Origin of the sequence: Chachezhania antarctica (assembly GCF_003646465.1) — a bacterium.
Lineage (GTDB): Bacteria > Pseudomonadota > Alphaproteobacteria > Rhodobacterales > Rhodobacteraceae > Chachezhania > Chachezhania antarctica.
In genome coordinates, this window is sequence record NZ_QZEX01000006.1 from 222,874 (window position 1) to 246,024 (window position 23,151).

Annotated in this window: 14 protein-coding genes; 5 read left to right on the top strand and 9 right to left on the bottom strand. The window is 64.0% G+C overall.

Translation table 11 applies throughout. From position 1 onward, the window contains the following. Positions 1 to 43 precede the first annotated feature (43 nt). From D4754_RS13765 to D4754_RS13785, 6 genes are all read right to left on the bottom strand, one after another. Entirely contained in the window at positions 44 to 1,822 is a 1,779-nt protein-coding gene (locus D4754_RS13765; protein ID WP_121064507.1) for a sodium:proton antiporter, read from the bottom strand. 573 nt (positions 1,823 to 2,395) lie between these two features. Next, a complete protein-coding gene (locus D4754_RS13770) occupies positions 2,396 to 5,662 on the bottom strand; it encodes a hypothetical protein (protein WP_121064509.1) in 3,267 nt (1,088 codons plus the stop codon). Beyond that, positions 5,659 to 6,807, bottom strand: coding sequence for a cyclophane-forming radical SAM/SPASM peptide maturase GrrM/OscB (grrM, locus tag D4754_RS13775; RefSeq protein WP_121064511.1), 1,149 nt, complete (start codon positions 6,805 to 6,807; stop codon positions 5,659 to 5,661). The genes D4754_RS13770 and grrM overlap by 4 nt, the downstream gene beginning before the upstream one ends. 9 nt (positions 6,808 to 6,816) lie before the next feature. Then, on the bottom strand, positions 6,817 to 7,062 hold the full coding sequence (locus D4754_RS23990) for a hypothetical protein (RefSeq protein ID WP_163025904.1): 246 nt from the start codon (positions 7,060 to 7,062) through the stop codon (positions 6,817 to 6,819). A gap of 400 nt (positions 7,063 to 7,462) precedes the next feature. Further along, positions 7,463 to 9,835, bottom strand: coding sequence for a mechanosensitive ion channel domain-containing protein (locus D4754_RS13780; RefSeq protein WP_121064513.1), 2,373 nt, complete (start codon positions 9,833 to 9,835; stop codon positions 7,463 to 7,465). A 272-nt stretch (positions 9,836 to 10,107) separates the two neighbouring features. Then, positions 10,108 to 11,067, bottom strand: coding sequence for a glutaminase (locus D4754_RS13785; protein WP_205589635.1), 960 nt, complete (start codon positions 11,065 to 11,067; stop codon positions 10,108 to 10,110). 392 nt (positions 11,068 to 11,459) lie between these two features. On the opposite strand from D4754_RS13785, the gene D4754_RS13790 reads away from it, so the two are divergent. Continuing rightward, entirely contained in the window at positions 11,460 to 12,344 is an 885-nt protein-coding gene (locus D4754_RS13790) for a DMT family transporter (RefSeq protein ID WP_121064515.1), read from the top strand. Positions 12,345 to 12,403: 59 nt separating this feature from the next. On the opposite strand, the gene D4754_RS13795 is transcribed toward D4754_RS13790, so the two are convergent. Beyond that, on the bottom strand, positions 12,404 to 14,872 hold the full coding sequence (locus D4754_RS13795) for a calcium-binding protein (protein ID WP_121064517.1): 2,469 nt from the start codon (positions 14,870 to 14,872) through the stop codon (positions 12,404 to 12,406). Positions 14,873 to 15,164: 292 nt separating this feature from the next. On the opposite strand from D4754_RS13795, the gene D4754_RS13800 reads away from it, so the two are divergent. The 3 genes from D4754_RS13800 (at position 15,165) to mqo (ending at position 19,489) form a co-directional block, all read left to right on the top strand. Then, on the top strand, positions 15,165 to 17,420 hold the full coding sequence (locus tag D4754_RS13800; protein WP_163025905.1) for an FUSC family protein: 2,256 nt from the start codon (positions 15,165 to 15,167) through the stop codon (positions 17,418 to 17,420). A gap of 174 nt (positions 17,421 to 17,594) precedes the next feature. After that, complete coding sequence (locus D4754_RS13805) at positions 17,595 to 17,996, top strand: cupin domain-containing protein (RefSeq protein WP_121064521.1); 402 nt, start codon at positions 17,595 to 17,597, stop codon at positions 17,994 to 17,996. Continuing rightward, positions 17,993 to 19,489, top strand: coding sequence for a malate dehydrogenase (quinone) (mqo, locus tag D4754_RS13810; RefSeq protein ID WP_121064523.1), 1,497 nt, complete (start codon positions 17,993 to 17,995; stop codon positions 19,487 to 19,489). Before D4754_RS13805 ends, mqo begins: the two co-directional genes overlap by 4 nt. A 67-nt stretch (positions 19,490 to 19,556) precedes the next feature. On the opposite strand, the gene D4754_RS13815 is transcribed toward mqo, so the two are convergent. Next, a complete protein-coding gene (locus D4754_RS13815; RefSeq protein ID WP_121064525.1) occupies positions 19,557 to 19,814 on the bottom strand; it encodes a hypothetical protein in 258 nt (85 codons plus the stop codon). A gap of 30 nt (positions 19,815 to 19,844) precedes the next feature. Between D4754_RS13815 and D4754_RS13820 the strand changes: the two genes are divergently transcribed. Continuing rightward, entirely contained in the window at positions 19,845 to 21,467 is a 1,623-nt protein-coding gene (locus tag D4754_RS13820; RefSeq protein WP_121064527.1) for an ABC transporter substrate-binding protein, read from the top strand. Between the two features lie 156 nt (positions 21,468 to 21,623). On the opposite strand, the gene D4754_RS13825 is transcribed toward D4754_RS13820, so the two are convergent. Continuing rightward, positions 21,624 to 22,775, bottom strand: a complete 1,152-nt coding sequence (locus tag D4754_RS13825) for an NADH:flavin oxidoreductase/NADH oxidase (protein WP_240453887.1) — start codon at positions 22,773 to 22,775, stop codon at positions 21,624 to 21,626. Positions 22,776 to 23,151 lie beyond the last annotated feature (376 nt).

Consider the following 23,151-nt stretch of genomic DNA (forward strand, 5'->3'; position numbering starts at 1 on the left):
CGATCCGCGGGAGGCGGCGGGCCCGATTGTCCGAAGGGAACCATCACTGGAAGGGCCAGAACACGGGGATCAGGATGATCGTTGTCGCGCCCACGACAATGTTCATCGGCACGCCCACGCGCAGGAAGTCGGCGAAGCGGTAGCCGCCGGCGGTGTAGACCAACGTGTTGGTCTGATAGCCGATGGGCGTCGCGAAACTGGCCGAGGCGCCGAACATGACGGCCACGACGAAGGGCCGCGGGTCGATGCCAAGCCCATGCGCGAGACCGATGGCGACAGGCGTCATCAAGACCGCGACGGCATTGTTCGTCACCAGTTCGGTCAGGACCGAAGTGACGACATAGACCAGCGCCAAAGCCACCAGAGGCCCGACAGCGGCGAGCAGGGGGCCAAGGGCAGTGACGATCAACCCGACCGCGCCCGAACGGTCAAGCGCCGTGCCGATCACCAGCATCGACACGATCAGCAGAAGAAGCGGCCCGTCGAGCGCGGAAAGGCCTTCATCGGCTTCGATGCAACCCGTGACGAGCACCAGCCCCGCGCCGATCAGCGCCAGCGCCAGGATCGGGGCCACGTCGAATGCGGCAAGCACGACGACCCCAAGCAGGATCAGGGCCGCCAGCGGCGCCTTGGTGCGCCGAAAGGCCCGGACTGTGTGCGGGGCAAGCGCCGTCAGGCGCTGATCCTCGACCAACCGGTCAAGATCGTCGGGCGCGCCTTCGATCAGCAGCGTGTCGCCCGCGGCAAGCCGCGTCGTTTCCAGCCGGCTTTCGATGGAAGTGCTGCGGCGATGCAGCGCCACCGGGTAGACACCGAACCGCCGCCGCCAGCGCATGGATTCGAGCGTGCGGCCGTTGGCCTTGCTGCCCGGTCCGACGAGCACTTCCAGCAGTTGCGATGGCCGGACCTGCCCGGGCTCCACCCCCGCCAGCGCCGCGCCTTTCACCACCCCTTCGCGCAGGGCGGCCAGTTCCGTGTCGCGGGTCTTGGCCACGACGATGTCGCCGGGCTCCAGCCGAACGTCCGAAAGGCCGCGGCGCAGCGAACCATCGCCGCGGATCACGTCGATCACGCGCCCGTCCCCGCGCGAAAAGGCCGGCACCGACGCCGGCGCCTGACCGACAAGGGGCGAGCCGGCGGGGATGAACACATCGACCAGCCAGGCCCTCTGTTCGCGCCCCAGGACCGCGGTGACCGTCGAACGGTCGGGCAGCAGGTGGCGTCCGACCAGCGCTAGGAACGTGCCGCCCACCACCGCCACCGCGATGCCCAGCGGCGCGATCTCGAAAAGGTTGAACGGGGTCAGCCCGGCCTCGCGGGCGACACCGTCCACCAGGAGGTTGGTAGATGTTCCGATCAGCGTCACGGTCCCACCCAGAATGGCAATGTAGGACAGGGGGATCAGCAGGCGTGACTGCGCGATACCGGTCTGCCGGGCAAGGCCGATGGCCACGGGGATCAGCACCATCACCACGGGCGTGTTGTTCAGAAAGGCCGAAGCGGCCGCTGCCGCAGCGAAGAAGGTCACCAGCGCAAAGCCGGCCCCGCGCACCGAGAGCACCGAAAGCCCCGAGATCAGCATTTCCAGCGCACCGGTGCGCACCAGAGCTGCGCTGAGAACAAACATGGCCCCGATCGTTGCGGGGGCGGGGTTGGCGATGGCCTTCAGAACGTCCTCGGTCCCGACAAGGCCGGTAGCAAGCGCCGTCATCGCGCCGACGAAAGCCACCATGAAAGGCGGATATCGTTCTGACACGAAGGCCCCGAAAACGGCCCCCACGAGGAGAAGGGCTGCATATGGGGCGATCGTTGCGTTGATCATGGTGCGGTATCTTCACGGGTTGGGGGCGGGTAAAGGGTCGGGCGGACCGCCGGGTCAGGCGGTCTTGCGATCGATGCGGGATGGAAGGCGCAGGGGTCGGGGCAGCGGTGTGACCGCTGAGGGTGCCCTCTGGCAGAGTATTCGAAGAAGGGTGCGGAGCCGCGCGCACGGGACCGCGATGACGGGGAGGATGACGAGATCGACGCCGTCACAGGGCATGGCCGCCTGGCTGACGCGTCTTGCTGATCTCCCCCGGGATCCGGGCCGGTGCGAGGCAGAATCTCATGGTCGGGTTCGGGTGTCGAGCGACACGGCGCCCGACGGGGGGCCGCCTGGAGGGCGCGCGCGAAGGCAGACAGAAGCCGTATCGGTGTCCTCAAGATGAACCCTCAGGCGCCCTGAATGGTTCGGGGCGCGACGACCGTCCGTCGCAGGCGGCAAGACGCGGCCGCACGAAAGCGGCCGTGAAAATCTGCGGCGGGCTATTCCGAGATCTGGTCTCCCCGGCGCCGGTTCAATGGGGGGACGAAAACAATTCCATGAGCCATCCAGGCAGTGTAAGGACCTCAGAGCCTACTTGCTGGCTGCCGCCTGCTTCTCCCGCTCACGGGCCATTCCCAGCGAAAGCGCGTTTTGCCGTTCTCGCTCCTTCTCGGCCCAGCACGGCCATTCGCCTTCCCCTCCCAAAGCGTATCTTGGGCGGAAGGGGCTCACGAGGACGGTGAGGATCTGCGTGTTGCCCTCGCTGGTCCAGACCCGGGCCGAACGGGCCTCGTGATAGCGCCCGGTCTCTTCGCTCCCATCTTTGTCTTCGGCCGGGTCGGCTTCATTTTCAGGAGCGGCAACGGTACTGGCCAGTTGCATCATGTCCGCGTCTTGATGGGTCGGCCCGTTGCCGTTGGCCAGCGGAGCAACGCAATCGAAGGTGGCGATGATGCCGCGCATGTCCGGCATGACCTCAATCCTGGTCGACCATTGTTCGCCCAGCCGCACACGGGGGTTCTTCCACAACCGTTTCCCGGACAGCCGCAACGTTGCTTCGCGGCCCGATTCAAGCGTGATTTGCTGGGTATCCTGCCGGTCGAGATAGGGGTAGCGGATCAGGAAGAACCCGAGCTTCGGCAACACGTCCTCGATATTCGTGGGCAGGGGCATGATCTGGCGGGATTCCACCCGGGCCGAACTCTCGGATTCCGGAGGCCGCTCGGGCTCTGGACACAGGCTGCGACCGCTTTTCAACCCAAGCCGCATTGGTCGCTGCCAGCAGGTCTGGGTCACGATCTGGGCGCCCGGCCACCAGCTGGGCAGCGACACGATGGCTGATAGCGGGAAACTTTGCGCCACATGGCTTGTGCCCCACAGACCTTCGTTCTGCGGAAACACGATCCACGAGATCGTGGTGCTCTGCTCGCGCAGATGTCGCACGACCATGGTAAGCGTGCTCAGATCGAACTCATCTGCGTCTTTGGTGTATGTTTTTCCGACCTCTGCCGTCGTGCAGGCTTCGGCACCGGTCTCGAATGTTTCCAGGTTGCCTGCTGCCGCGGTTGCCGTGTTGAGCAAGCACTTCATCCTGTTCTTCCAGGGGGCCGAGAATTTCGGATCTGCGTTCCGCCAACTGTTGTTCAAGCCGTTGCGAAGCGCATTGGTCAACGGTTCACGTATGTCCAAAGTGTTCAGGATCTTCAGGAAATCCTCGCCGCATTCGATAGGTTGGCGCTCGTCCGGCCAATTGCCGTCGCGACTTCCCATGTCGCCCATACCAAGGATCGGAACCGTATGCCTGACGCGCGCTTCTTCGGCCAAGGATGTCCGCTCAGCACGGTTTTGCCCGAACACCGACAGGAGCGACCAGTTCTGGCTGCTTCGTTCAAGGACGTTCCGCCCCATGCCCTCGCGCGGGTAGATGGTATAGCTGCGCGCCGAGGCAAAACAGGACAGTTCGGCGAACAGCCGCAAGGCTTCCTGCCGACCGATATTCAGTGCACATTCGTCGGCGGCGCGTCTAATGTCCCCGTCGTTCCACGTAGAAGCGGAGGTCAGCTCGTTACATCCGCTATCACCGGCGATTTTTGACAAGGTGATGCTTGCGTCTTGTCGCTTGCCAGCTGGAGTCCCCAATAAAGTTTCCAATTTGGCGAACGTTTCGCGCCGAGAATGTTCCGCTTTCGTCAAGATAACCAGTTCGCAGCTGTTCCAGTCACAATGCGCGTCGCTGATGGAGAAATAGTCCGAGAGGCGCCGCAGACGACCGGCGGTGTCTACCGGTGTGTTTTCAAGTTCGGCCTTGACGAGTTGGACAAGACCTGCCGCCCGCGCCGCCTCCTTGCGTTCATGAAGAATTGGCCCGCACTTCTGGAGGATATCCTGTTTTGCCTTCGCCTTTTCAGGCCCCAGTCCGGACTTGAGTTCCAGCAAGGCCGCGTTCCACGTTTCGTCGGTGCATTCTCTGTCGGGATCGAGCGGACGGTGCACTTCAAGAAAGTACCTTCCCAGAAGTTCGATCATGGCGCCCTGTCTCAATCTTTCTTCGGTCGGAGGAGGGCAGGGAGCGGAAAATCTGGAGTCGGCCAGAAGTTGGCGCAGTTTCAGGGCCGATCCCGGGTCCTGATCGTTGCCTTGGGCGTTCTGATAGGCTGCATATGTCTGCTCCAGCGCCGTGTATTTTGGACCCTTTGTTGCGTTGCGCGGTAGCAGGGCCCAAATGCTTGTTGATCGCGTCGAGCAAGTTTCCAGCATGCGGCCGCCCATCTCGGGTGTCCAACGGTTGTTGTTGGGAAAAAAGACTTCGACCAGGGCCGCACCGATGGCTGGATCTTCGCCGATTGACATCAGATGTTGGCGGAGTGCAAAAAAGGTATTCCCCAGATACTGATCAAAGGCCGTACTTTTTAGCGTGGCGATATCCGTCTGGGTATCGCTGCGGTTCCGTTCGGCCAATTCCCGTTTCAGCAAGCTGGCCGTTTCGGCGTTGAGCGTATAGTCGCCATCGACATCGATCCGGAAGATGCTTTGGCGGTCCGCGATCATCCTTGTTGTGATTTCCTGCAGCTCTTCTCGGACGTCGAACAGAAGCTCGCCGTATTTCTGCAGGATCCACTCCGGATCCTTCGGCTGCTCTAGCGTAACCGATACCGCCGCAACGGATGTGCTGTGCCGTCGGGCGGGCGCGATGCTGAGATCGAAATTCAGGCGCTGCAAGGTGTTGGACGACGTGTCATGCGCGTCGTCTAGGATCGACTGGAACTTCTCCTGCACAAGATGCTGGCGGTAATAATTGGCCTGTTTGAACTCCTGCAGCGGCGGTGTCCGCACCTCAGTGAGCACCACCGTTTCGTCGTCGGCGGTGGTCTCCTCTACCAGTCTGCCGGAGGCACCTGCGGTTTCGCGTGGCGGCGTGCCGGCATTCGTTACGGCACGAACAGATTCGTCCTTGTTCGCGATATACGAATACGTCGCGAATTCCTTTTTCTCCAACTGGTCTTCAACGTCCTTGATACGGCCGTCGAGCCATGCGCTTTCCTCGAGCCGCTGGTTGACCAGCCGTTCCCGGGTAAAGAGCTGCGGCGATGCGACCGAGATCAAACCTTCCCGTTCCGGGTTGTAGAAAACACCGTAGCAGCAATCGTAGAGCCATTCCCGAACCGAATTCACCATCCACGGCAAGGGCAGGTAAAAGAGGAACACAAGCATGGCGACGGTGAACAGCACACGCTTGGCCGCCATCGCCGGCGTCCATTGACTGACGCTTGCGACCATACTTCCGAAGACGCCCCGGTTGGTGCCATCATGCGGTGCTTTACCATCGGAGCCGGGCGGGGGCGTGTTGCTGCCGGTCATCTGCTTGTCCCTTCCGTTGCCGGTACCGCGAAGCGATCCGCGAGGTGATCGAGAACCGTCTTGACCGACAGCCGGCAGAATGCCGTTTCGGTGCTGTCCAGGCGCCCGGTTTCGCCGAACTTGTTGGACGGCGCCCCACCGCCGCACAGCGGGAAATGGGCGCAGCTTCGGGCGCATTTCGCGACGCCGGCCGCGATCTGGCGATGGGTGTTCAGAAACGCCCGGCTCAGGAACACGTCGCTCAGATCGCGGATGTCGTGCACATTGCCGAACTTGAACCCGTTGAACTGCGGCGCCTCGACCCCCAGCAGCTCGGGCGAATAGGTCGAGATATCGCCCTGCACATCGACCGAGACGATGGCCCCCGGCGTGTTCTCCTGACTGCGCGCGCCCCGGCCCGATTTCATCGTGCCCAGCAGGTTCCGCAGCGCGTCGGCTTCCCGCAGCTTTGGGGCGTCGGGGGTTGCGTCCAGCACGTCCAGGAACCCGTCCAGGAACCGCCGGACGCGGTCCTGCGCGTCGCATTCCAGCAGGCTCGACACGTCGTTCACGCCGTCGATTTCCTCCAGGTTCAGCCCGATGGACGTGGGGCCTGCGGCTACGAGCGCCTGCGCGACCTCCCGGGGCCGGTCCAGCGAGGTGCGGGTGATGACCGCGATGACATGAAAGGGAATGCCGCGTGCATTTAGCCTGTCGATCCCGTTCATCGTCGACCGCCATGTGCCCCGGCCGCGACGGTCGCGGCGGTTCAGATCGTGCAGGTCCTGGGGCCCGTCCAGGCTGACCCCGACCGAAACGCCGGGCGAGGCCAGATGGTCGAGCCACGCATCGTTGATCAGGGTCGCATTTGTCTGGAAGCTCTGGTGCGTGATGGTGCGGCCGCTGGCGGCTTCGAGGATATCCACCGCATCGCGGTACCAGTCCGGCGGCACCACCAGCGGCTCCCCCGCGTGCCAGACAATCGTCGTCTGATCCCGGTACATCGGGCCCGACACGATGCGATGTCCGATCGCTTCCAGTGTCTCGCGGCTCATCCGGCGCCGGTCATTGCGCTGCGGCAGGTAGCAATAGGCGCAATCTATGTTGCAGAACGGCGTGGGTTGCAGCACCAGAAGCTGCATGTCGACCAGCCTGAGCAGAGACATGGCAAGGTCCTAATAATTTCCCCAGTTGTTCCAGTTCGACCAGTTGCTCCAATTGTACCATTGGGCAAAGCGTTCACGAATTGGCTTGGCTTTCCGGTCGGTCTCGTCCCCGATCTGCCCGGACGCCTTGATCAACCTGTCACGAACGCGCTCGTCCGGACCGGCATGGGTTTCTATCGTACGTGCGGCCGAAATGCTGCCGAAAAGACTCAGAACAATCGCCAGAATGCCAGCGGCGAGAAATTTAATACGCATTAATGGCGCCCCCTCGCGTCAATAAAGTGTTGATAAAATTACCATTAGCGGGCGATTCGCACAACCTTAGGGGTTGATTGTGCTGGTATGGAATTGCTGACTTCCAGCGATCGCCTTTGCAGGCGTGGGATGCCTTCACCGGAATGTTTGGCAGTGCAAGCGGTGACCGTCCCGGCTTGTGGCCGTGCGCGTCGCAACCAAAGGGAGTGCTTGATGAAAATGAACAGGCACGACATCCGGATCATGCCGATGAACCATCGTCAATTTCGTGAGTCGCAGTCCAGACGTTACATCGGTTCAAACAATGCCAATCGCCGATGGGCCCACCCTGATCCTGCCGCAAAAAAGGAAAAGCCGCGCGGTGACGGCGCGGCTTTCCCGGAACATGCTCACCGACGGCTCAGGCGTCGGCAGGTTTTTCGCTGTCGTCCATCCGGATGTGGAACGGCTGCGTCGCACCCTCCTTGCTTTCGCCCAGGAAGATCGTCTGGTGCGGGAACGGGATCTCGATCCCGCGGGTGTCGAAGACGTCCTTCAGCACGCCGTTATAGGCCCGTCCGACGCCCCATTGCGTGCCGGGCACGCACTTTATCCGGGCGCGGACCACCACGGCGCTGTCCCCGAATTCGTTCACGCCGAACCATTCCAGATCGCCCAGGATGTTCGCGGCCTGTTCGGGATCGGCGCGCAGTTCGTCGAAGGAATCGAGCATCGCCTGCTTCACCTCTCCGATGCTCTCGCGGTAGGCCACGCCCATGTCGCACACGAAATAGCCGAATTCGCGCATGTAGTTCGTGACCATGTCCACCGACGAAAACGGGATCACGTGGAAAGCCCCCGCCACGTCGCGCAGGCTGACGGACCGGATGGTCAGGCGTTCGACCACGCCGGTCGTGCCGCCCACCGACACCACGTCCCCCACGTTCATCGCGTTCTCAAGCTGGATGAAGATGCCGGTGATGATGTCCTGCACCATCTTCTGCGCACCGAACCCGATGGCCAGCCCAAGCACCCCGGCCGAGGCCAGAAGCGGCGCGATATCCAGCCCGATATCCGACAGCACGAACATCAGCGTGATCACGATCAGCGCGATGGTCGCGGCGTTGCGCAGAAGCGTCAGCAATGTGCGTTCCCGGGACGTGGCGACCGACCCGTATTCCGGGTTCAGCCGGTAATCCACCCAGGACGTCATCGCGACCCAGACGATGAACGATACCAGCAGCACCGAGGCGACCGAGAAGATCGTCGAGGTCATCCGCAGCCCGACCTGGCTGGCCATCCAGCCCCGCAGGTCGATCACGCTGATCGCGTTCAGTGCGAAGACGATCACCAGAAGGACGATCGCCATCCGCAGCACGAATAGGGCCTTGGGCACGAAGGTATTCAGCCGCTTTTCCAGCAGCGGCAGGCGTGCGTTCACGCTGTCGGGCAATTGCAGCCCGCGCACCATGACCCGCGTCAGCGCGCCCGAAGCCATGACGCCAAGGAGCGCCACGGCCAGCACCTGCCCCGAGCTGATCAGCGACCGGAAGGCGGCTTCGCCCGGCTGTATCAGGACCACGATCAGCATCACCGCCAGGTACAGCAGTACCGGCCAGTGCCAGTGCCGCGCAAGAAAGCCGAACGTGTCACGCTTCTTCCTGGGGGGCGGGGCCTCGCCCATCGGGAATTCCTCGGGCGCACCGGAAACCGGGGTCACGTCCTGTTCGTCCTGCTCGGCCTCTTCGATCATGCGCAGTTCTTCGGCATGTTCGGCCTCGGTCTGACCGCCGCGCAGCAGCCAGTCGGTCACGGGCCGGCGGTTGCGCAGCACCAGCCAGACGGCGATGCCCACCACGACGATCGCGATCAGCGACGACGTGGCCCGCCCCGCCGCCAGCGAGGCGTTGGAGTTGATGATCGGCACGATCAGCAGCTGGCCATAGCCCACCAGCCCGACCATCAGGTTGATGCGCGCCGTCAGGTACTTCGCCGCGCCGTCCGATATCGGCAGCGGGCGCAGGTTGCCCGCCGAAGGCGACAGCACCATCCGCACGACGACCTTGGCCATTTCGACCATCAGGAAGGCGTTCAGGAACAGCGTCTCCCGGATTCCGATCTGACCGAAGGCGCCAAGGAGCGTGGTCGCGATCAGGTAGCCCACGGCCCATGAGACAATGACGATGAACGCGTCGATCACCGCCGATGCGACGAAGATCAGGCCCGTGCGCAACATGCCGCTGTCGCCCGCCAGCGCGCCCATGCGCCCGAACAGGGACCTGCCGAACCAGCGCAGCACGAGGAACACCGCGATGGTCGCCACGATGACAAGCGCAAGCTCCTCCAGCGCGCGTAACACGACACCGATTTCGCTGCCGTCGAGCCCTTCGAACACATCCGGCGCCTGGCTCAGTTTTGCCCAGGCGATTTCTACGCTCGCGGCCACGTCCTGCGCGGTTTCCTGCGTGATCAGCGCGATGCGCCGGCCCAGCGACAAGCCTTCGTCGGGCACCGGGCGACCATCGGCCAGCGTGTCGACGATCTCGTCTCCCGGGGTGAGACCGGCCTGTGCCCGCGCGGCCCGCAGTTCCGAAATCAACGCTTCGCGACTTTCATCGTTCTCGATGACATCCAGCAGCAGATCGAGGTTGCCGGTCGCCGTCTCCGTCTCAGATGCCGTCTCGGTCTGGGCCGGAGGAGTCAGCTGCGCCTGCGTTACGCTGGGGGCGAGTGCCATCCAGGCCGTGGTCAAAAGCATCATGAAGGCCGTGATCGCCTGTCTGGGTAAAGTCATTGTCACCACAATCGATTTTCAGTTCCGGGCCAGTCTGCAACCACCGCACCGGAATGAACACCGAAGGCCGTTCACGCCATCGTTATGTTCGGCCCCCTGACCGGTGCAGCTTGCGCATGACACCCTCAAATAGCGCATGCCCGCCGCGGGGCGAGCGCAGGCTTGGCAAATCGGTCAAAAGCCTGGCGACCGCAAGGCGGAGAGGCAGGATGGCCGCGCCGTGCCCCCGGCCCGCGCGGCTCTCATGCACCTGTCTCTGGCGGTGGTCTTGTTCAGCCGTCTTCCGAAACCGGGCCGAACACCGACCATCCCGTCCGGCGCGCCAGTTCCCGGAACGCGGCCTGGCCCAGAAGCGAGCTGCCATGCGTGTCGAGCCCCGGGCTCCACGCCGCGATGGACGCCACCCCCGGTACGATGCCCAGAACACCCCCACCGACGCCGCTTTTTGCCGGAATGCCGATCTGGAAGGCGAATTCGCCCGAGGCATCGTAAAGCCCGCAGGTCATCATCAGCGCATTGATCCGGCGCGCGCGGTCCAGCGTCACCACCTTGTCGGCGAAGCCCCGTTTCCGCCCCGCGGCACACAGGTAGCTGCCCGCCCGCGCCAGCTGCCGGCAACTCATCGCGACCGCGCACTGGTGGAAGTAGACATCCAGCGTCTTGTCGACGGGTTCGCGCAGGTTGCCTTCGGCCGACATGAAGTAGGCGAGCGCGCGGTTGCGCTCCCCCGTGCGGGTCTCGGATTCGGCCACGGCGTCATCGATGCCCACGGTCTCGTCCTGGGCCAGCCGCCGGCAGAGCGCCAGCACGTCGCCGATGGCGGCGTCGGGCGCGCGTCCTTCGAGCAGGATGTCGGCCACCACGATGGCCCCGGCGTTGATGAACGGATTGCGCGGCACGCCGCGTTCCTGTTCAAGCTGAACGATTGAATTGAAGCGGTTCCCCGACGGCTCCCGCCCGACCCGCGACCACAGTTCGCGCCCCGCCCGTTCCATCGCCAGTGTCAGGGTGAAGACCTTCGAGATCGACTGGATGGAAAACCGCTCGTCCGCATCGCCCGCCACCAGAACATCGCCTTCGATGGGCGCAACGGCGATACCGAAACGGCTGCGATCCGCCTTGGCAAGCTCGGGGATATAGGACGCGACGGCCCCCCGTTCGGTCTGGTGCGCCATGTCACGGGCGATCTCGTCGAGGATTTCCTGCAGAACCTCGGTGCGCATCTCTGTCATGGTCGCTCCCTTCACGTCGTGCGTCCGGTTCCCGCAATCCGGGGCCCGGTTGTCAGGCGCGACGATGCTGAGCCGGTAGACGGTTGTCGAGGGCCTCGTCGCGCGGCTTCGATAAACGGCATGGCCGGTTTCGGGGCCGCTGATCGACCGATGCCCGGCAGATCCATCGCATGTGTTGCATTTGATAGGCTGGACCACAGCGATTTTTCAGCGCCGCGCGCGGGCCTCGCGGTCACCCTCCCGTCGCCGCGTTATGCCAACGGCTGCCCGCGGGGCAGAGTTTTCTTCGGCCAAGGGGCGTGCTAGCAGCTTCGGGTGCGGGCCGGAAAGGCCGCCCGCCCGACCGGGGCGCCTGTATCGGGCGACCGGCCAAATCCACGGAGGCCGTCATCATGTTCGCGTCGGATCTCTGGCGTCTGGCCGGCCTGGTCTTCGCGGCCGTCACCTGTGTCGTCATTGGCGACACCGCCGGCAAGCTTCTGACACAGGGCGGTGTCGATCCGTTCTTCGTGGCGTGGACACGGTTCCTTCTCGCCGCGATCGTGCTGCTTCCGTTCAGCCGCGTGTCGCTGCCCGAATTGCGGTCCCTGCGCGACTGGCGGTTGCTGGTCAGGGCAGGGTTCATCGCGGGCGGGATCTGCTGCATCCTGACTGCGCTGGGGACCGAGCCCATCGCCAATGTATTCGGCGCGTTCTTCGTGGGGCCGATCGTCTCCTACGTGCTGGCGATCCTGTTTCTGGGGGAACGGCCGTCCCTGACGCGCAGCCTGCTGCTCGGGCTGGGGTTTGCCGGTGTACTGCTTGTGGTGAAACCGGGCTTCGGCGTGTCGGTGGGCATGCTCTTTGCCTTGGCGGCCGGGACCTTCTACGGCGCCTACCTTGTCATGACGCGGCTCGTGGCCGGCTCCTATCGGCCGGGGTTCCTGCTGATTTCGCAACTCCTGGTCGGATCGCTGATCCTGACCCCGTTCGGGCTGGCGTCGGAGGTCCCGCAGCTCGATCTGCGTGTCGGCGCGCTGATCGGGGTAAGCGTTCTGGGGTCGGCCATCGGCAATTTCATCCTCGTGATCGCGAACCGCCGGGCCGAGGCCAGCCTGATCGCGCCACTGGTCTACAGCCAGCTTCTGTCGGCCACCGTCATGGGCGTGCTTGTCTTCCGGGAATGGCCCGACATCTATGCGCTTGCCGGGCTGGTGCTGATCGCGATTTCGGGCCTTAGTTCGCTGGCGGTGCATCAGGCCGGGGTGCGGGCACGCGCCAACGCCGCCAAGGGGTAACCGCGGCCCGCGCGCCAGACGGCTACCTTGTTCTTGGGCGGCACGATGAAGCCGGTGCTTCAGGCAAAGGTCAGCACCGTGTCTGTCGGGGCCCCGTCATTCAGGCGGGCCAAGGTGTATTCGACCTCTTGTTCGCTGGAAACCGCGATCCCGGACCGACCCGTGAGATAGGTATCGTCGGCGCCAAGGTCGACGCCGCGCAGCGTATCCGGGACCGAGTAGGAGAGGCCGACCTTGAACAGGTAGGGATCGAACGGATCGACGGAATCCGTGGTTCGGATGATCAGGGTATCCACGCCATGGTCCAGCGTCGGACCGCCCCGCCAGTCGGCCGGAGAATAGCCGGTAATCAAACTGGTCTCGGTCGACAATTTTTCCCTGTGATAGAAGTCATAGGGGCCGCGGAAACTGTATTCTATAAGGTCGTCGCCATCGGTGCGATCCGCCCCGTGCTTGACCTCGACCGTGTTCGAAACCGAGCCGCTGCCAGCGTAATACCTGTCCGAGGTCTGTTCCCAATAGTCGTATCCGAACACGCTAGATCCGGGCCAATGGTCTTCCGTATGGAAATAATGGTCTGCCCCGAAGCCCTGCGTGACGGCCGATGTGGTCGAATCGAAGCTCACTTTCAGGTCGAATGTCGCCCCGTCCTTGAACCGGAACGTCCCGCCGCCGGCCAGAACGCCTTCGAAGTCCCCGACGGACGCATATCCATCGACCATCGCGACATCCAGGTTGAGGGCCGAGCTTTCGTGGATCACGACCTCGCCGCTGTAGCGCACATCGTTGGTGACGAACATCTCGTCGACCAGAAGCGTGTCGAAGTCTGCAAGGACGTCCGCATCCACCTTCGACGGATCGAACCCGCGAAGGTCCAGCGTGTTGCTGCCTTGGTTGTCGCGGATGATGTCGTCGGGATCGTACTTGTAGGTGTCGTCGCCCCCGCCACCGAACAGCCTGTCCTGTCCGGCCCGCCCGTCGATGTAATTGTCGCCGTCATTGCCACGGATCACGTTGTCCTTGCCGTTGCCGTAGATGGCGGAAACAGCGGGCTCCTGCGATCCGTAGGACAGAAGGCGGACGTTCTCGATGCCCTTGACCGCCCCCGCGACCGAGGTCTGGCCATGCTCCACCGTGCCGTCGCGCAGATCGATCACGGCGGCATTGGTCTTCAGCGTGTCCTCGCCCGAGCCGCCAACCAGTTTCAGCTTATGCGAAAGGGGGGAGGCGTTCGAAAGTTTCAGAACGAACGTATCGTCATCCGCCTGTCCGCGCGCGTGGGTAAAACCGTTGGCGAACAGCGTGTCGTCGTCCTTGCCGCCGAAAAGCCGATCGCCCACGCCATCGCCGGCCCAAAGCTTGTCGTCGCCCCCGTCGCCATGCAGGGTGTCCGTGTCATCCCCGCCCTTTATCCTGTCGTCGTCACGTCCGCCGCGGATCGTGTCATCGCCCTTGCCGCCGAAAAGCCGGTTTATCCCGTGGTCGACCAGGATCGTGTCGTCGCCGTCGCGCCCGGTGATCTTCTTTGCGTTTACCTGCGTCGCATCGATCACGGTGCCTTCATCGTTGCCCTTGATCTTGACGGTGAACTGGCGGGGCGATGTTCCGTCGGGCGCAACCGCCACGACCTTTTCGATCGATTTGGCCTGCCGGAACATGTTCAACTTCGCCCCGCTCAGCAGGATTTCGTCATGTCCGCGTCCGCCGTTGTAGTGATCCTTGCGGTCACCGGACAGGAACATGTCCTTGCCCGCACCACCGTTCAGTGTGTCCTTTGCACCGTCCTTGTCGGCCACAAGGATATCTCTTTTGTTGCCGCCGAAAAGCTCGTCGGACTTCTTTCCGCCGATCAGGAAATCCCGTCCGCCTTGCCCTCGCAGCTCGTCCTTGCCGTTGCCGCCGTCGATCACATCGGCCCCGGCCCCGGATTTTATCCTGTCGGCCCCTGCGTTGCCGTCGATCTTGTCCGCGCCCGATCCGGTGAGAATGATATCCCGCTTCGTCGTTCCGCGGATCAGGACCGACGATGTTTCCGCGCTGTAGTCCAGCTTTTCGTCGAAGAACCAGTCGGTGTTGTCATCGACGAAATCGAAAAGCCCGCGCAGGACCTTCTTGGAGGCGCCGGTCAGCGCCGTGGTGGCAAGATACCCCGCAGACAGCGTCAGGATCGGAACGGAGCCCAGGGAAATCAGGCCGACCGCCGCGGTTCCCAGAACGACACCCACGCCATCGGTCACCGCAAGGGCAAGGGCCCTCTTGTCGCCTTCCTCAAGCTCCTTCTCGTATGTCTCGAAGGCATCGGCGGTGGCCGAGATCGCCGCGCCCGCGATGTTCGCGCCGGCGCCCACTTTCTTGAGCCCGGTCAGGGTGCTGCTTTTCAGGTTCTGCGAAATCTTGGACGGCGTCGGGGCGTATCGTTTGACAAGAACTTCCACTTCCGTGATCTGAAGATCTATTGCCTGTGCGGTGGCATCCAGAGGCTTGAAAAACTGGTCACTGAAAGTGTCGGCAGAGCTCTTTGCGGCCATCGTGTCGTCCCTTGCGTCGTCTCGAGATCCCGATAGCCCTCGATTGATCCCGCTTAACTATGCGCAAACGAGCCAATGCGCCGCGCGTCGAAATGGTGAACATACTAAATAGATGGCGCTGCCATGTTAAGGCTTCCCCTACGTAAATTTCTTCCCCGCCGGGCGTCGGCAAGGCCTCGGGATACCCATTGGACCGCCGGCCTGTACGGGACCGCGCGGGGTGACGGCCGGGAGCGTTCGAATGGCTCTTCGGCGGCTGTTCACCGCGCGGGTCTTGCGGATAGGGTGCGGCATGATTCAGTCCGGCACGCCCCCGAAGATCCCGACGCTTGAAAGAGCGCGCCGCCGACTGGTGGATATCTGTGTCGATCTCGATCCGGGCGGGCTCAAGCTGTCTCTCGCGCTCAAGACGGGGCTGACCATCTTCCTGTGTTTCGTGCTGACCCTGATGATGACGCGCGCAATCCCGCATGTCGCGGTCCCGCGGCCGACCGGGCTGCCCGACGGGCTGGCGCCCCTGGCGGCACGGATGACCGCGGCGTTCGAGGCGGCCCGCACCGTCGAAGGCTTCGGCAGGACCTTCCCGGTCATGTCGGCGATCCTTGGGGCGAATTTCTTCATGATGCTGCCGCAGGATCGTTACCGGGTTGAGCTTTGGTGGTTCTTCCGGGTCGCGCTGGCCATTCTCCTGGGCTTCGTCCTGATCGGGCTGGCCGGCCCCGGTTCATGGGGCATGGGCGATGTGCCGATGGCGATCCTGTGGGTTCTGTTGATCACCTTCGGGATCTTCATGCGGGCCTGGGGCCCGGAGATGCGCAAGCTGGGAATGCTGCTGGGGCTGACAGGGCTGACCTTCGCGCTGTTCAATCCGACGCGGGACGAAGGCTTCTGGTATCCCGCCGTCGCGCTGATCGTGATCGTGGTCGTCTTCGCCGTCCGGTTCCTGACGATCCGCCCGTCGCTCGTACTGGCGTACGAATCGCAGTGCCAGCGGTTCCAGCAGGTCACTGCCGCGGAGTTGACGCGCTATCGGCTGGTGCAGCCGCTGCCCCGCGATCGCAACGGCAACCCGGACGACCTGCTGCGCCAACGCTGGACGATCCTGCAGAAATTTGCCCCCGGTGCGATCAAGGAACGGCCCGATCTGGCCTCCCGGTTCGATGCCAAGCTTATCGCGGCCTACCGGATTTCGGTCGCGGCCATGGCCCTGCGCGAAGCCTATGTCGACATGAACGCAGCCGAGAAGGACACGCTCTTTCGCGACACGCGGCTTCAGAGCGTGCTGGATCGCCTAGCGGGCCGGCTGGGAGAGCTTCATGCCGCGGCCTTCCCGTCCGAAAGGGTATCCAACCCGGAGCTGGACGACATCCTGAACGGGCTGATCGAACCGGACAAGGCCGTGACCGCGGGCAACGTGCAGGAGATGCGCTTCATCCACGGTCTGATCCGGCTGGAAGGCGCGCTGAACGACTTTCTGGAAGCCCGACTTTCCATCGACGTGGTCCAGCCGGTGCCCGCGTCGCCGGCCGCGGGCGAAGGGACGAAAGCGCGCACCATGTCCCCGGCCGTTCGCTCCGCGTTGCAGGCGCTGGTGGCCTGCAGCATCACGACGGCGCTTCAGTTCACCTTCGATCTGAACCACGCGTACTGGGCGACGCTGACGGTTCTCGTGGTGCTGAACGGGGGGGCGGGGCAGACCTTGATCCGCACGCTTCAAAGGTTTCTTGGAACCGTCGCGGGCGTGATCGCGGCGATCGTCGTTGTTCCGCTGGTGGGCGCGAACACGCCGCTGGCGCTTGCCCTGATGGTCCTTGTCCTGCCCTTCGTCATGCTGACGTTGGAAACCCGCTACACCATCGCCGCCGGGGGCATCGGCTTTCTGGTGGGGATGATGCTGCACATCACCGTCGACGCAGGCGCCGCCACGCTGCTGGCCCGCGCCTACGAGACCGGGATCGGCGCGGGCATCGCGCTTGTGATCTCGCTGGTCCTGTTTCCCAGCTACACGGGGCATCAGGCCGCGCCCCGGCTCGCCGCGCTGGTCGCGCGCGCCCGCGATGCGCTGGCACGGATGGAGCACGAGGACCGCGTCTACCTGACCAACTCGCTTCTGGGCGATCTGCAGACGCTGCAGGCCGACACGCCGGCAATCATCGCCGAACGGCGGATGTTCGGGCACAGCGGCCGGAATTTCGAGGCGTTCGTGTTCCTGCTCAATGCCTTCGTCGTCTATCTCGGGCAGTACGAGGTCTCGCGCAGAGATCTGGGCCGGGCGGTCCTGCCGGAACAGGCCAAGTCGCTTGTCGACGATCTGCAAACCGGCCTTCTTGCGGCGCTCGACCAGCTGGAAAAGATCCTGCGCGATGACAGCGCCGTGTCCGACGCCCCCGCTTTCGAACGCCGGCTGACGACACGGGACGCGACGCTGCTGCCCGCCGGGCTGATGACATCGCGCCACGATCTGGTGGCGGTGGTCATCCTGCTGATGGCCGGCAACCGGCTGGGCGCGAACGTGAACGACCTGTCGACCGTGGCGCGGCGCATGTGATTGGACGGCCCGATTGCATGCGACCCAAAGGCGCAAGATGTTTCCCCGGAAAACGTTTCGCATATTCACCGGCAGTACTGGCCTGTCCCAAATTGCTGTTGTAGCGTAACGGGAAAGGTCGCCGACGTCAGATCGCGGGCGCGGACCGGGCCTTCGCTTTCGGGGAGGATCGCCATGATACGTTGCGTACGCCTGTGGACGGGCGAGGACGGCAATTCCCGGTTCGAGGAAGGCATGATCGACCTGGACGCCGGGATGCGCGGCGATGCCGTGGGCAAGCCGATGCCGGCGCGGGAATTGTCGTTTCAGGAAACCAGTTCGGGCGGGTCCTATGAATGGCATCAGGATCCGGTGCCCCGTTTCGTGATCACGCTGACCGGCACGCTCGAATTCCAAGTCAAATCCGGTGAAACCTTCACCATCCATCCCGGGGACATCCTGCTGGCGCAGGACAATTCCGGCACCGGGCACACCTGGCGGCTGATCGGGGACGAACCCTGGCGCCGCGCCTATGTCGTCTATGAAGACGGGGCCGATCTGGGGTTCCGCGCGTTGAACAAGGACCAACAGACATGAGCCACGCCCCCTCGGAAACCCACGACATCGTTCTGATCGGCGCCGGCATCATGAGCGCGACGCTGGGCACCGTGCTGAAGGAACTGGAACCGTCGCTGGATATCGCGGTCTACGAAACGCTTGGCGATTGCGCGCAGGAAAGCTCCAACTCGTGGAATAATGCCGGGACGGGGCATGCCGCTAATTGCGAGATGAACTACACACCGCAACGCGCCGACGGCAGCATCGACATTTCCGAAGCGCTCGAGGTGAATACCGAATTCGACCTCTCGCGGCAGCTCTGGGCGTACCTGGTGAACAAGGGCGCGATCAAGGATCCGCATGCTTTCATAAACGCCTGCCCGCATCTGAGCTTTGTCTGGGGCGCCGAAAACGTGGCCTTCCTGAAGGCGCGCCACGCTGAAATGGCGGCGCATCATTGCTATCACGGCATGGACTACACCGAAGACCGCGCCCAGATCGCCGAATGGGCGCCGCTGATCATCGAAGGCCGCGATCCCGACGAACCCATCGCCGCGACGCGCATGATAACGGGGGCCGATGTCTCCTACGGGTCGCTGACCCATCTGCTGATGGCCCACCTGCAACAGCAGCCGGGCTTTTCGGTGCATTACAAGCACCGGGTGAACGATGTCGAACAGGACGCCGACGGGCGCTGGCTGGTCAAGGTCAAGGATCGCGCCAGTGGCGAGCATAAGGTGGTGTCGGCGAAATTCGTCTTTGCCGGGGCCGGGGGCGGCGCGCTGGAAATGCTGCAGAAATCCAAGATACCGGAGGGCCACGGCTATGGCGGCTTCCCCGTCAGCGGCATCTGGCTGCGCTGCGACGTGGACGCCGTCAGCGACCGCCATCACGCCAAGGTCTACGGCAAGGCGGCGCACGGGTCGCCGCCGATGTCGGTGCCGCATCTGGATACGCGGATCATCGACGGCAAACGCTCGATGCTTTTCGGCCCCTATGCGGGGTTCTCCACCAAGTTCCTGAAACACGGCTCCTATGCCGACCTGTTCGAATCCATCCGTCCGGGCAACGTGCTGCCGATGCTGGCAGTGGCGCGCGATAATCTGGAGCTGAGTGAATACCTTGTCGGCCAAGTGCTGCAGACCTCGGCCCACCAGTTCGCGGCGCTTCAGGCGTTCTTCCCCACGGCCGAAGAATCCGACTGGAAGGAGGCCGTGGCAGGCCAGCGGGTGCAGATCATCAAGCCCGACGAGGGCAATACCGGGAAGCTGGAATTCGGCACGGAAATCGTCGCCAGCGCCGACAAGTCCTTCGTGGCCCTTCTGGGCGCCTCGCCCGGCGCCTCGACCGCCGCGTTCATCGCTCTGGAGGTGCTGGAGAAATGCTTCGACGATCAGCTGGCCAATGACGGCTGGAAAGAAAAGCTGACATCCATAATCCCGACTTACGGGATCGACCTGAAGGTCGATGCCGACGCGTGCCGCACCAGCCGGGAAGCGACGGCAAAGGCGCTCGACCTCGAATTCATCTGATCTGCGCGGCGGGTCAGCGCCGGCGGGCGTTTCGAATCCGGCCGGGCCGGGCTGGGGAAGTGTCACGTTACGTGCAATCGCCCGGCCACTGGCCGGTCACGGGCGCAAACGTCCAGATATTTTGCAACAAATGTTCGGCCGGGCCGATCGGGTGCAAGGTCACCTTGAACCCGGCCCGATCATCTGCATTGAATGTCGTGTCGGCCGCAGCCGGCCGGACGATGGCATAACGCCGGGAAACCGAATTCTGACAAATGCAAGCTGGCGTCGGGGCCATGCCGGAAATCTCGATGGGAAGCCGCCCCTGGGGGGCGGATCCGGACATGTTCACTGATGATGCTTTGGGAGTTTCAAGATGAAAGAAGATCGCAAATCCTTGCTTCGGCGCCTTGCGCGTTCGGTCAATGCAGGACAGCTCGACCGCCGGGAGTTCATGGCGCTGGGCTCCATTCTGGGCATGTCCGCCGCCGCCTCCTATGGCGCGCTGGGCCTCGTGGCGCCCACGGCCGCCTATGCGCAGGAGCCGCAGAAGGGTGGCGTGCTGCGGATCGGGCAGCAGATCCTCGATATCAACGATCCCCGTACCTATGACTGGCCGCAGAAATCCAACGTCGCGCGGCAGTTCTGCGAACCGCTTGTGCGGTGGGAAGCCGACGGCTCGTTCACGCCCTCGCTTCTGACGGCGTGGGAAGTCAGCGACGACGCGAAGACCTACACGCTGAAGGTCCGGCAGGACGCCGTGTGGAACAACGGCGATCCCTTCACCGCCGACGACGTGGTGTTCAACATCCGCCGGATGGCCGACTCGACCGCCGAAGGCAACTCGATGGCGGCCCGCCTTGGGGCGCTGCGCGAAGGCGACGCGACAGAGGCGGCCGAGGGCGCCGTTGTGAAGGTGGACGAGGAAACGGTTCAGCTGAACCTGTTCCGCCCCGACATCTCGCTGATCCCGTCCTTCGGCGATTACCCGGCGCTCTGCGTGCACCAGTCCTTTGCCGGGCAATTGCAGGATGCCCCCATCGGAACCGGCGGGTTCGAGCTGGTCGAATTCGACATCGGCGGATCGGCCGTCCTGAAGCGCCGTGAAGACGGCAAGTGGTGGGGTGGCGAGGTCTACCTTGACGGGATCGAGTTCATCGACCTCGGCAATGACGATTCCGCCTTCGCCGCGGCGTTCGACGATGGCATCATCGACATGAACGACGAAACGCAAAGCAACTCGGAAGAGCTGTTCGACGCGATGGGCCTGAACCGGGCCGTGGCGCTGACGGCGACCACCGCCGTGGCGCGCATGAACGTGAACCAGCCGCCCTTCGACGACAAGACCCTGCGCAACGCCGTGCAGCGTGCCGTCGACAATGCACTGTGCCTTGAGCTGGCGATCAACGGGCTGGGCACGGTCGCGGAAAACCACCACGTGGCACCGGTGCACCCGGAATACGCCGATGTGCCGCGTCCGCCCTATGATCCCGAACTGGCCCGCCAGATGCTGGAAGAGTCGGGCCATGCCGGCACGACACTGGAGCTTATCTCGATCGACGATGGCGAGTTGAAGGATTTCGCCGACACGGTCGGGGCGCAGCTGCGCGACGCGGGCTTCGACATCGAACGCAGCGTGCTGCCCGGCGCCAGCTTCTGGAACAACTGGACGAAATACCCGTTCTCGACCACGTCCTGGGGCGGCCGGCCGCTGGGCGTGCAGGTTTATGCCGTTGCATACAAGTCGGGCGAAGGGTGGAACGAAAGCGGGCATTCCAACCCGGAATTCGACGCCAAGCTGGATGAGGCGCTGGGCATCTTCGATCCCGATGCGCGGCGTCCGCTGATGGCCGAGCTTGAAAAGATGCTGCAGGACAGCGGCGTGATCGTGCAGGCCTACTGGCGCGAACTGGCGATGCACCACACCGACGCGGTGATGGGCTATGTCCGCCACCCGCTGCGCGAGATGCATCTTGAAAAGGTCTGGCTCAACTCCTGAGCCCGATCGATCTGACGCTTTGCCCGGGGGGCAGCCGTTACGCGGCCGCCCCCCGGCTACGTCTGGACGGACGAAACATGTCAACCTGTGGATCGGCCTGAACCGGCTTGAGACTTTCCCCTCGCAAGCCGGCGCATGGGAAGAAACCGCGCCGCGTCAGCCGGATTTCAGCGCCTGGATGCTGCGCTCGCGCCGGTCCAGCCACCAGCCGTATTGTTCGGGCCAGCTGCCGTAATCGGTCACGCCCATCTCGTAGGCCTGGTGGTGAACCCAGAACGGATCGAACAGCGCCTGCCGCCCGATGGCGATCAGGTCGGCACGGCCGTCCTGCAACGCTGCCTCGGCCTGGGGACCGTCAAGGATCATCCCCACGCCCTGCGTGGCGATGCCGGCCTTGGCCCGGATCTCGGCCGCGTAGTCGAGCTGGTAGCCGGGCTGCAGCACGCGCCCCTGGCTGACCTTGGTGCGCCCCTGGTTCCCGCCCGAGGAGCAATCGATCACGTCGACACCAAGGGCTTTCAGTTCGGTTGCGAATGTCAGGCTGTCCGACATCTCCCACCCGCCTTTGAACCCGTCGACCGAGGATATGCGGAAGAACAGCGGTTTCGACGCGGGCCAGGCCGTGCGGACGGCCTCGGTGATCTCAAGCGCCAGCCGCATCCGGCCGGAAAGGTCGCCGCCATAGGCATCGGTGCGGTGGTTCGACAAAGGCGACAGGAAGCTTTGCAGCAGGTAGCCATGGGCGCCGTGGATCTCGATGAAGTCGCAGCCCAGCGTATCGGCCCGGCGCGCGGCATCGGCGAAGGCCTGCACCAGCCGGGCGATGTCGTCTTTGTCCATCTCCTTCGGCATCAGCCAGCCGTCGTCCACGGGCATCGCGCTGGCGCCGTTGATCTCCCACGGTAGGTCGCCGCGGTCGACATCGGCGCGGCCCAGGGGGCCGTTGCCGAACCAAGGGCGCTGCATCGAGGCCTTGCGACCCGCATGGGCTAGCTGGATCCCCGCCAGCGCGCCGCTTGCACGGATGAAGTCTATCGACGGTTTCAGCGCTTGGGCATGGGCATCGGACCAGAGGCCGATATCGCCATGGGTGATCCGACCCTCGGGCAGGACGGCCGCGGCTTCGGTCATCACGGCGCCGAACCCGCCTTTCGCCAGCCCGCCGAGGTGGACGAGGTGCCAGTCGTTGGCGAAGCCATCCGTGGCAGAGTACTGGCACATCGGCGCGACGGTCACCCGGTTGGGGAAGGTGATGTCGCGCAGGGTGAGGGGCGAGAAGAGCAGGGGACGAGCGTCGGTAAGGGCCAAGGCGATATGCTCCGTCGGGAAGGGTCGGTTGAGGCTGGCGAGTTTGAGGGTCCGTGGCAAGACGGGCCGCTGCGTCCAGGCCGGGCGGTTTTCCGGCGGACCGGGCGCTGGCGCGCCCGGACGTCTTCTATCGGCGCCTTCGGCGCGTGGGACGGGCTTCGAGCTCACCACGCAGATGGGACCGCCATCTGTGCGAAGCCGCCGTCGCTTGTGCTGCCTGAACCGACGCGCCTTCCGCATCAAGGGCAAGCCGCGCTGGCGCGCGGGGCTGGCGCCCCCTTGACGCGCAAGACGCGCCGGCTCTTTCCGGCAGCGCGACGGCGGCTCCGCGCAGATGGCTGGGACGGCTCATCGGTGGGGGCTGACGGGCGTCATG

Bases quoted from the DNA above. Each gene is read 5' to 3' on its own strand.
- D4754_RS13800 (WP_163025905.1), top strand. From the start codon at position 15,165: ATGATTCAGTCCGGCACGCCCCCGAAGATCCCGACGCTTGAAAGAGCG.
- D4754_RS13770 (WP_121064509.1), bottom strand. From the start codon at position 5,662: ATGACCGGCAGCAACACGCCCCCGCCCGGCTCCGATGGTAAAGCACCG.
- grrM (WP_121064511.1), bottom strand. From the start codon at position 6,807: ATGTCTCTGCTCAGGCTGGTCGACATGCAGCTTCTGGTGCTGCAACCC.
- D4754_RS13795 (WP_121064517.1), bottom strand. From the start codon at position 14,872: ATGGCCGCAAAGAGCTCTGCCGACACTTTCAGTGACCAGTTTTTCAAG.
- D4754_RS13815 (WP_121064525.1), bottom strand. From the start codon at position 19,814: ATGTCCGGATCCGCCCCCCAGGGGCGGCTTCCCATCGAGATTTCCGGC.
- D4754_RS13790 (WP_121064515.1), top strand. From the start codon at position 11,460: ATGTTCGCGTCGGATCTCTGGCGTCTGGCCGGCCTGGTCTTCGCGGCC.
- mqo (WP_121064523.1), top strand. From the start codon at position 17,993: ATGAGCCACGCCCCCTCGGAAACCCACGACATCGTTCTGATCGGCGCC.
- D4754_RS13765 (WP_121064507.1), bottom strand. From the start codon at position 1,822: ATGATCAACGCAACGATCGCCCCATATGCAGCCCTTCTCCTCGTGGGG.
- D4754_RS13820 (WP_121064527.1), top strand. From the start codon at position 19,845: ATGAAAGAAGATCGCAAATCCTTGCTTCGGCGCCTTGCGCGTTCGGTC.
- D4754_RS13785 (WP_205589635.1), bottom strand. From the start codon at position 11,067: ATGACAGAGATGCGCACCGAGGTTCTGCAGGAAATCCTCGACGAGATC.
- D4754_RS13780 (WP_121064513.1), bottom strand. From the start codon at position 9,835: ATGACTTTACCCAGACAGGCGATCACGGCCTTCATGATGCTTTTGACC.
- D4754_RS23990 (WP_163025904.1), bottom strand. From the start codon at position 7,062: ATGCGTATTAAATTTCTCGCCGCTGGCATTCTGGCGATTGTTCTGAGT.
- D4754_RS13805 (WP_121064521.1), top strand. From the start codon at position 17,595: ATGATACGTTGCGTACGCCTGTGGACGGGCGAGGACGGCAATTCCCGG.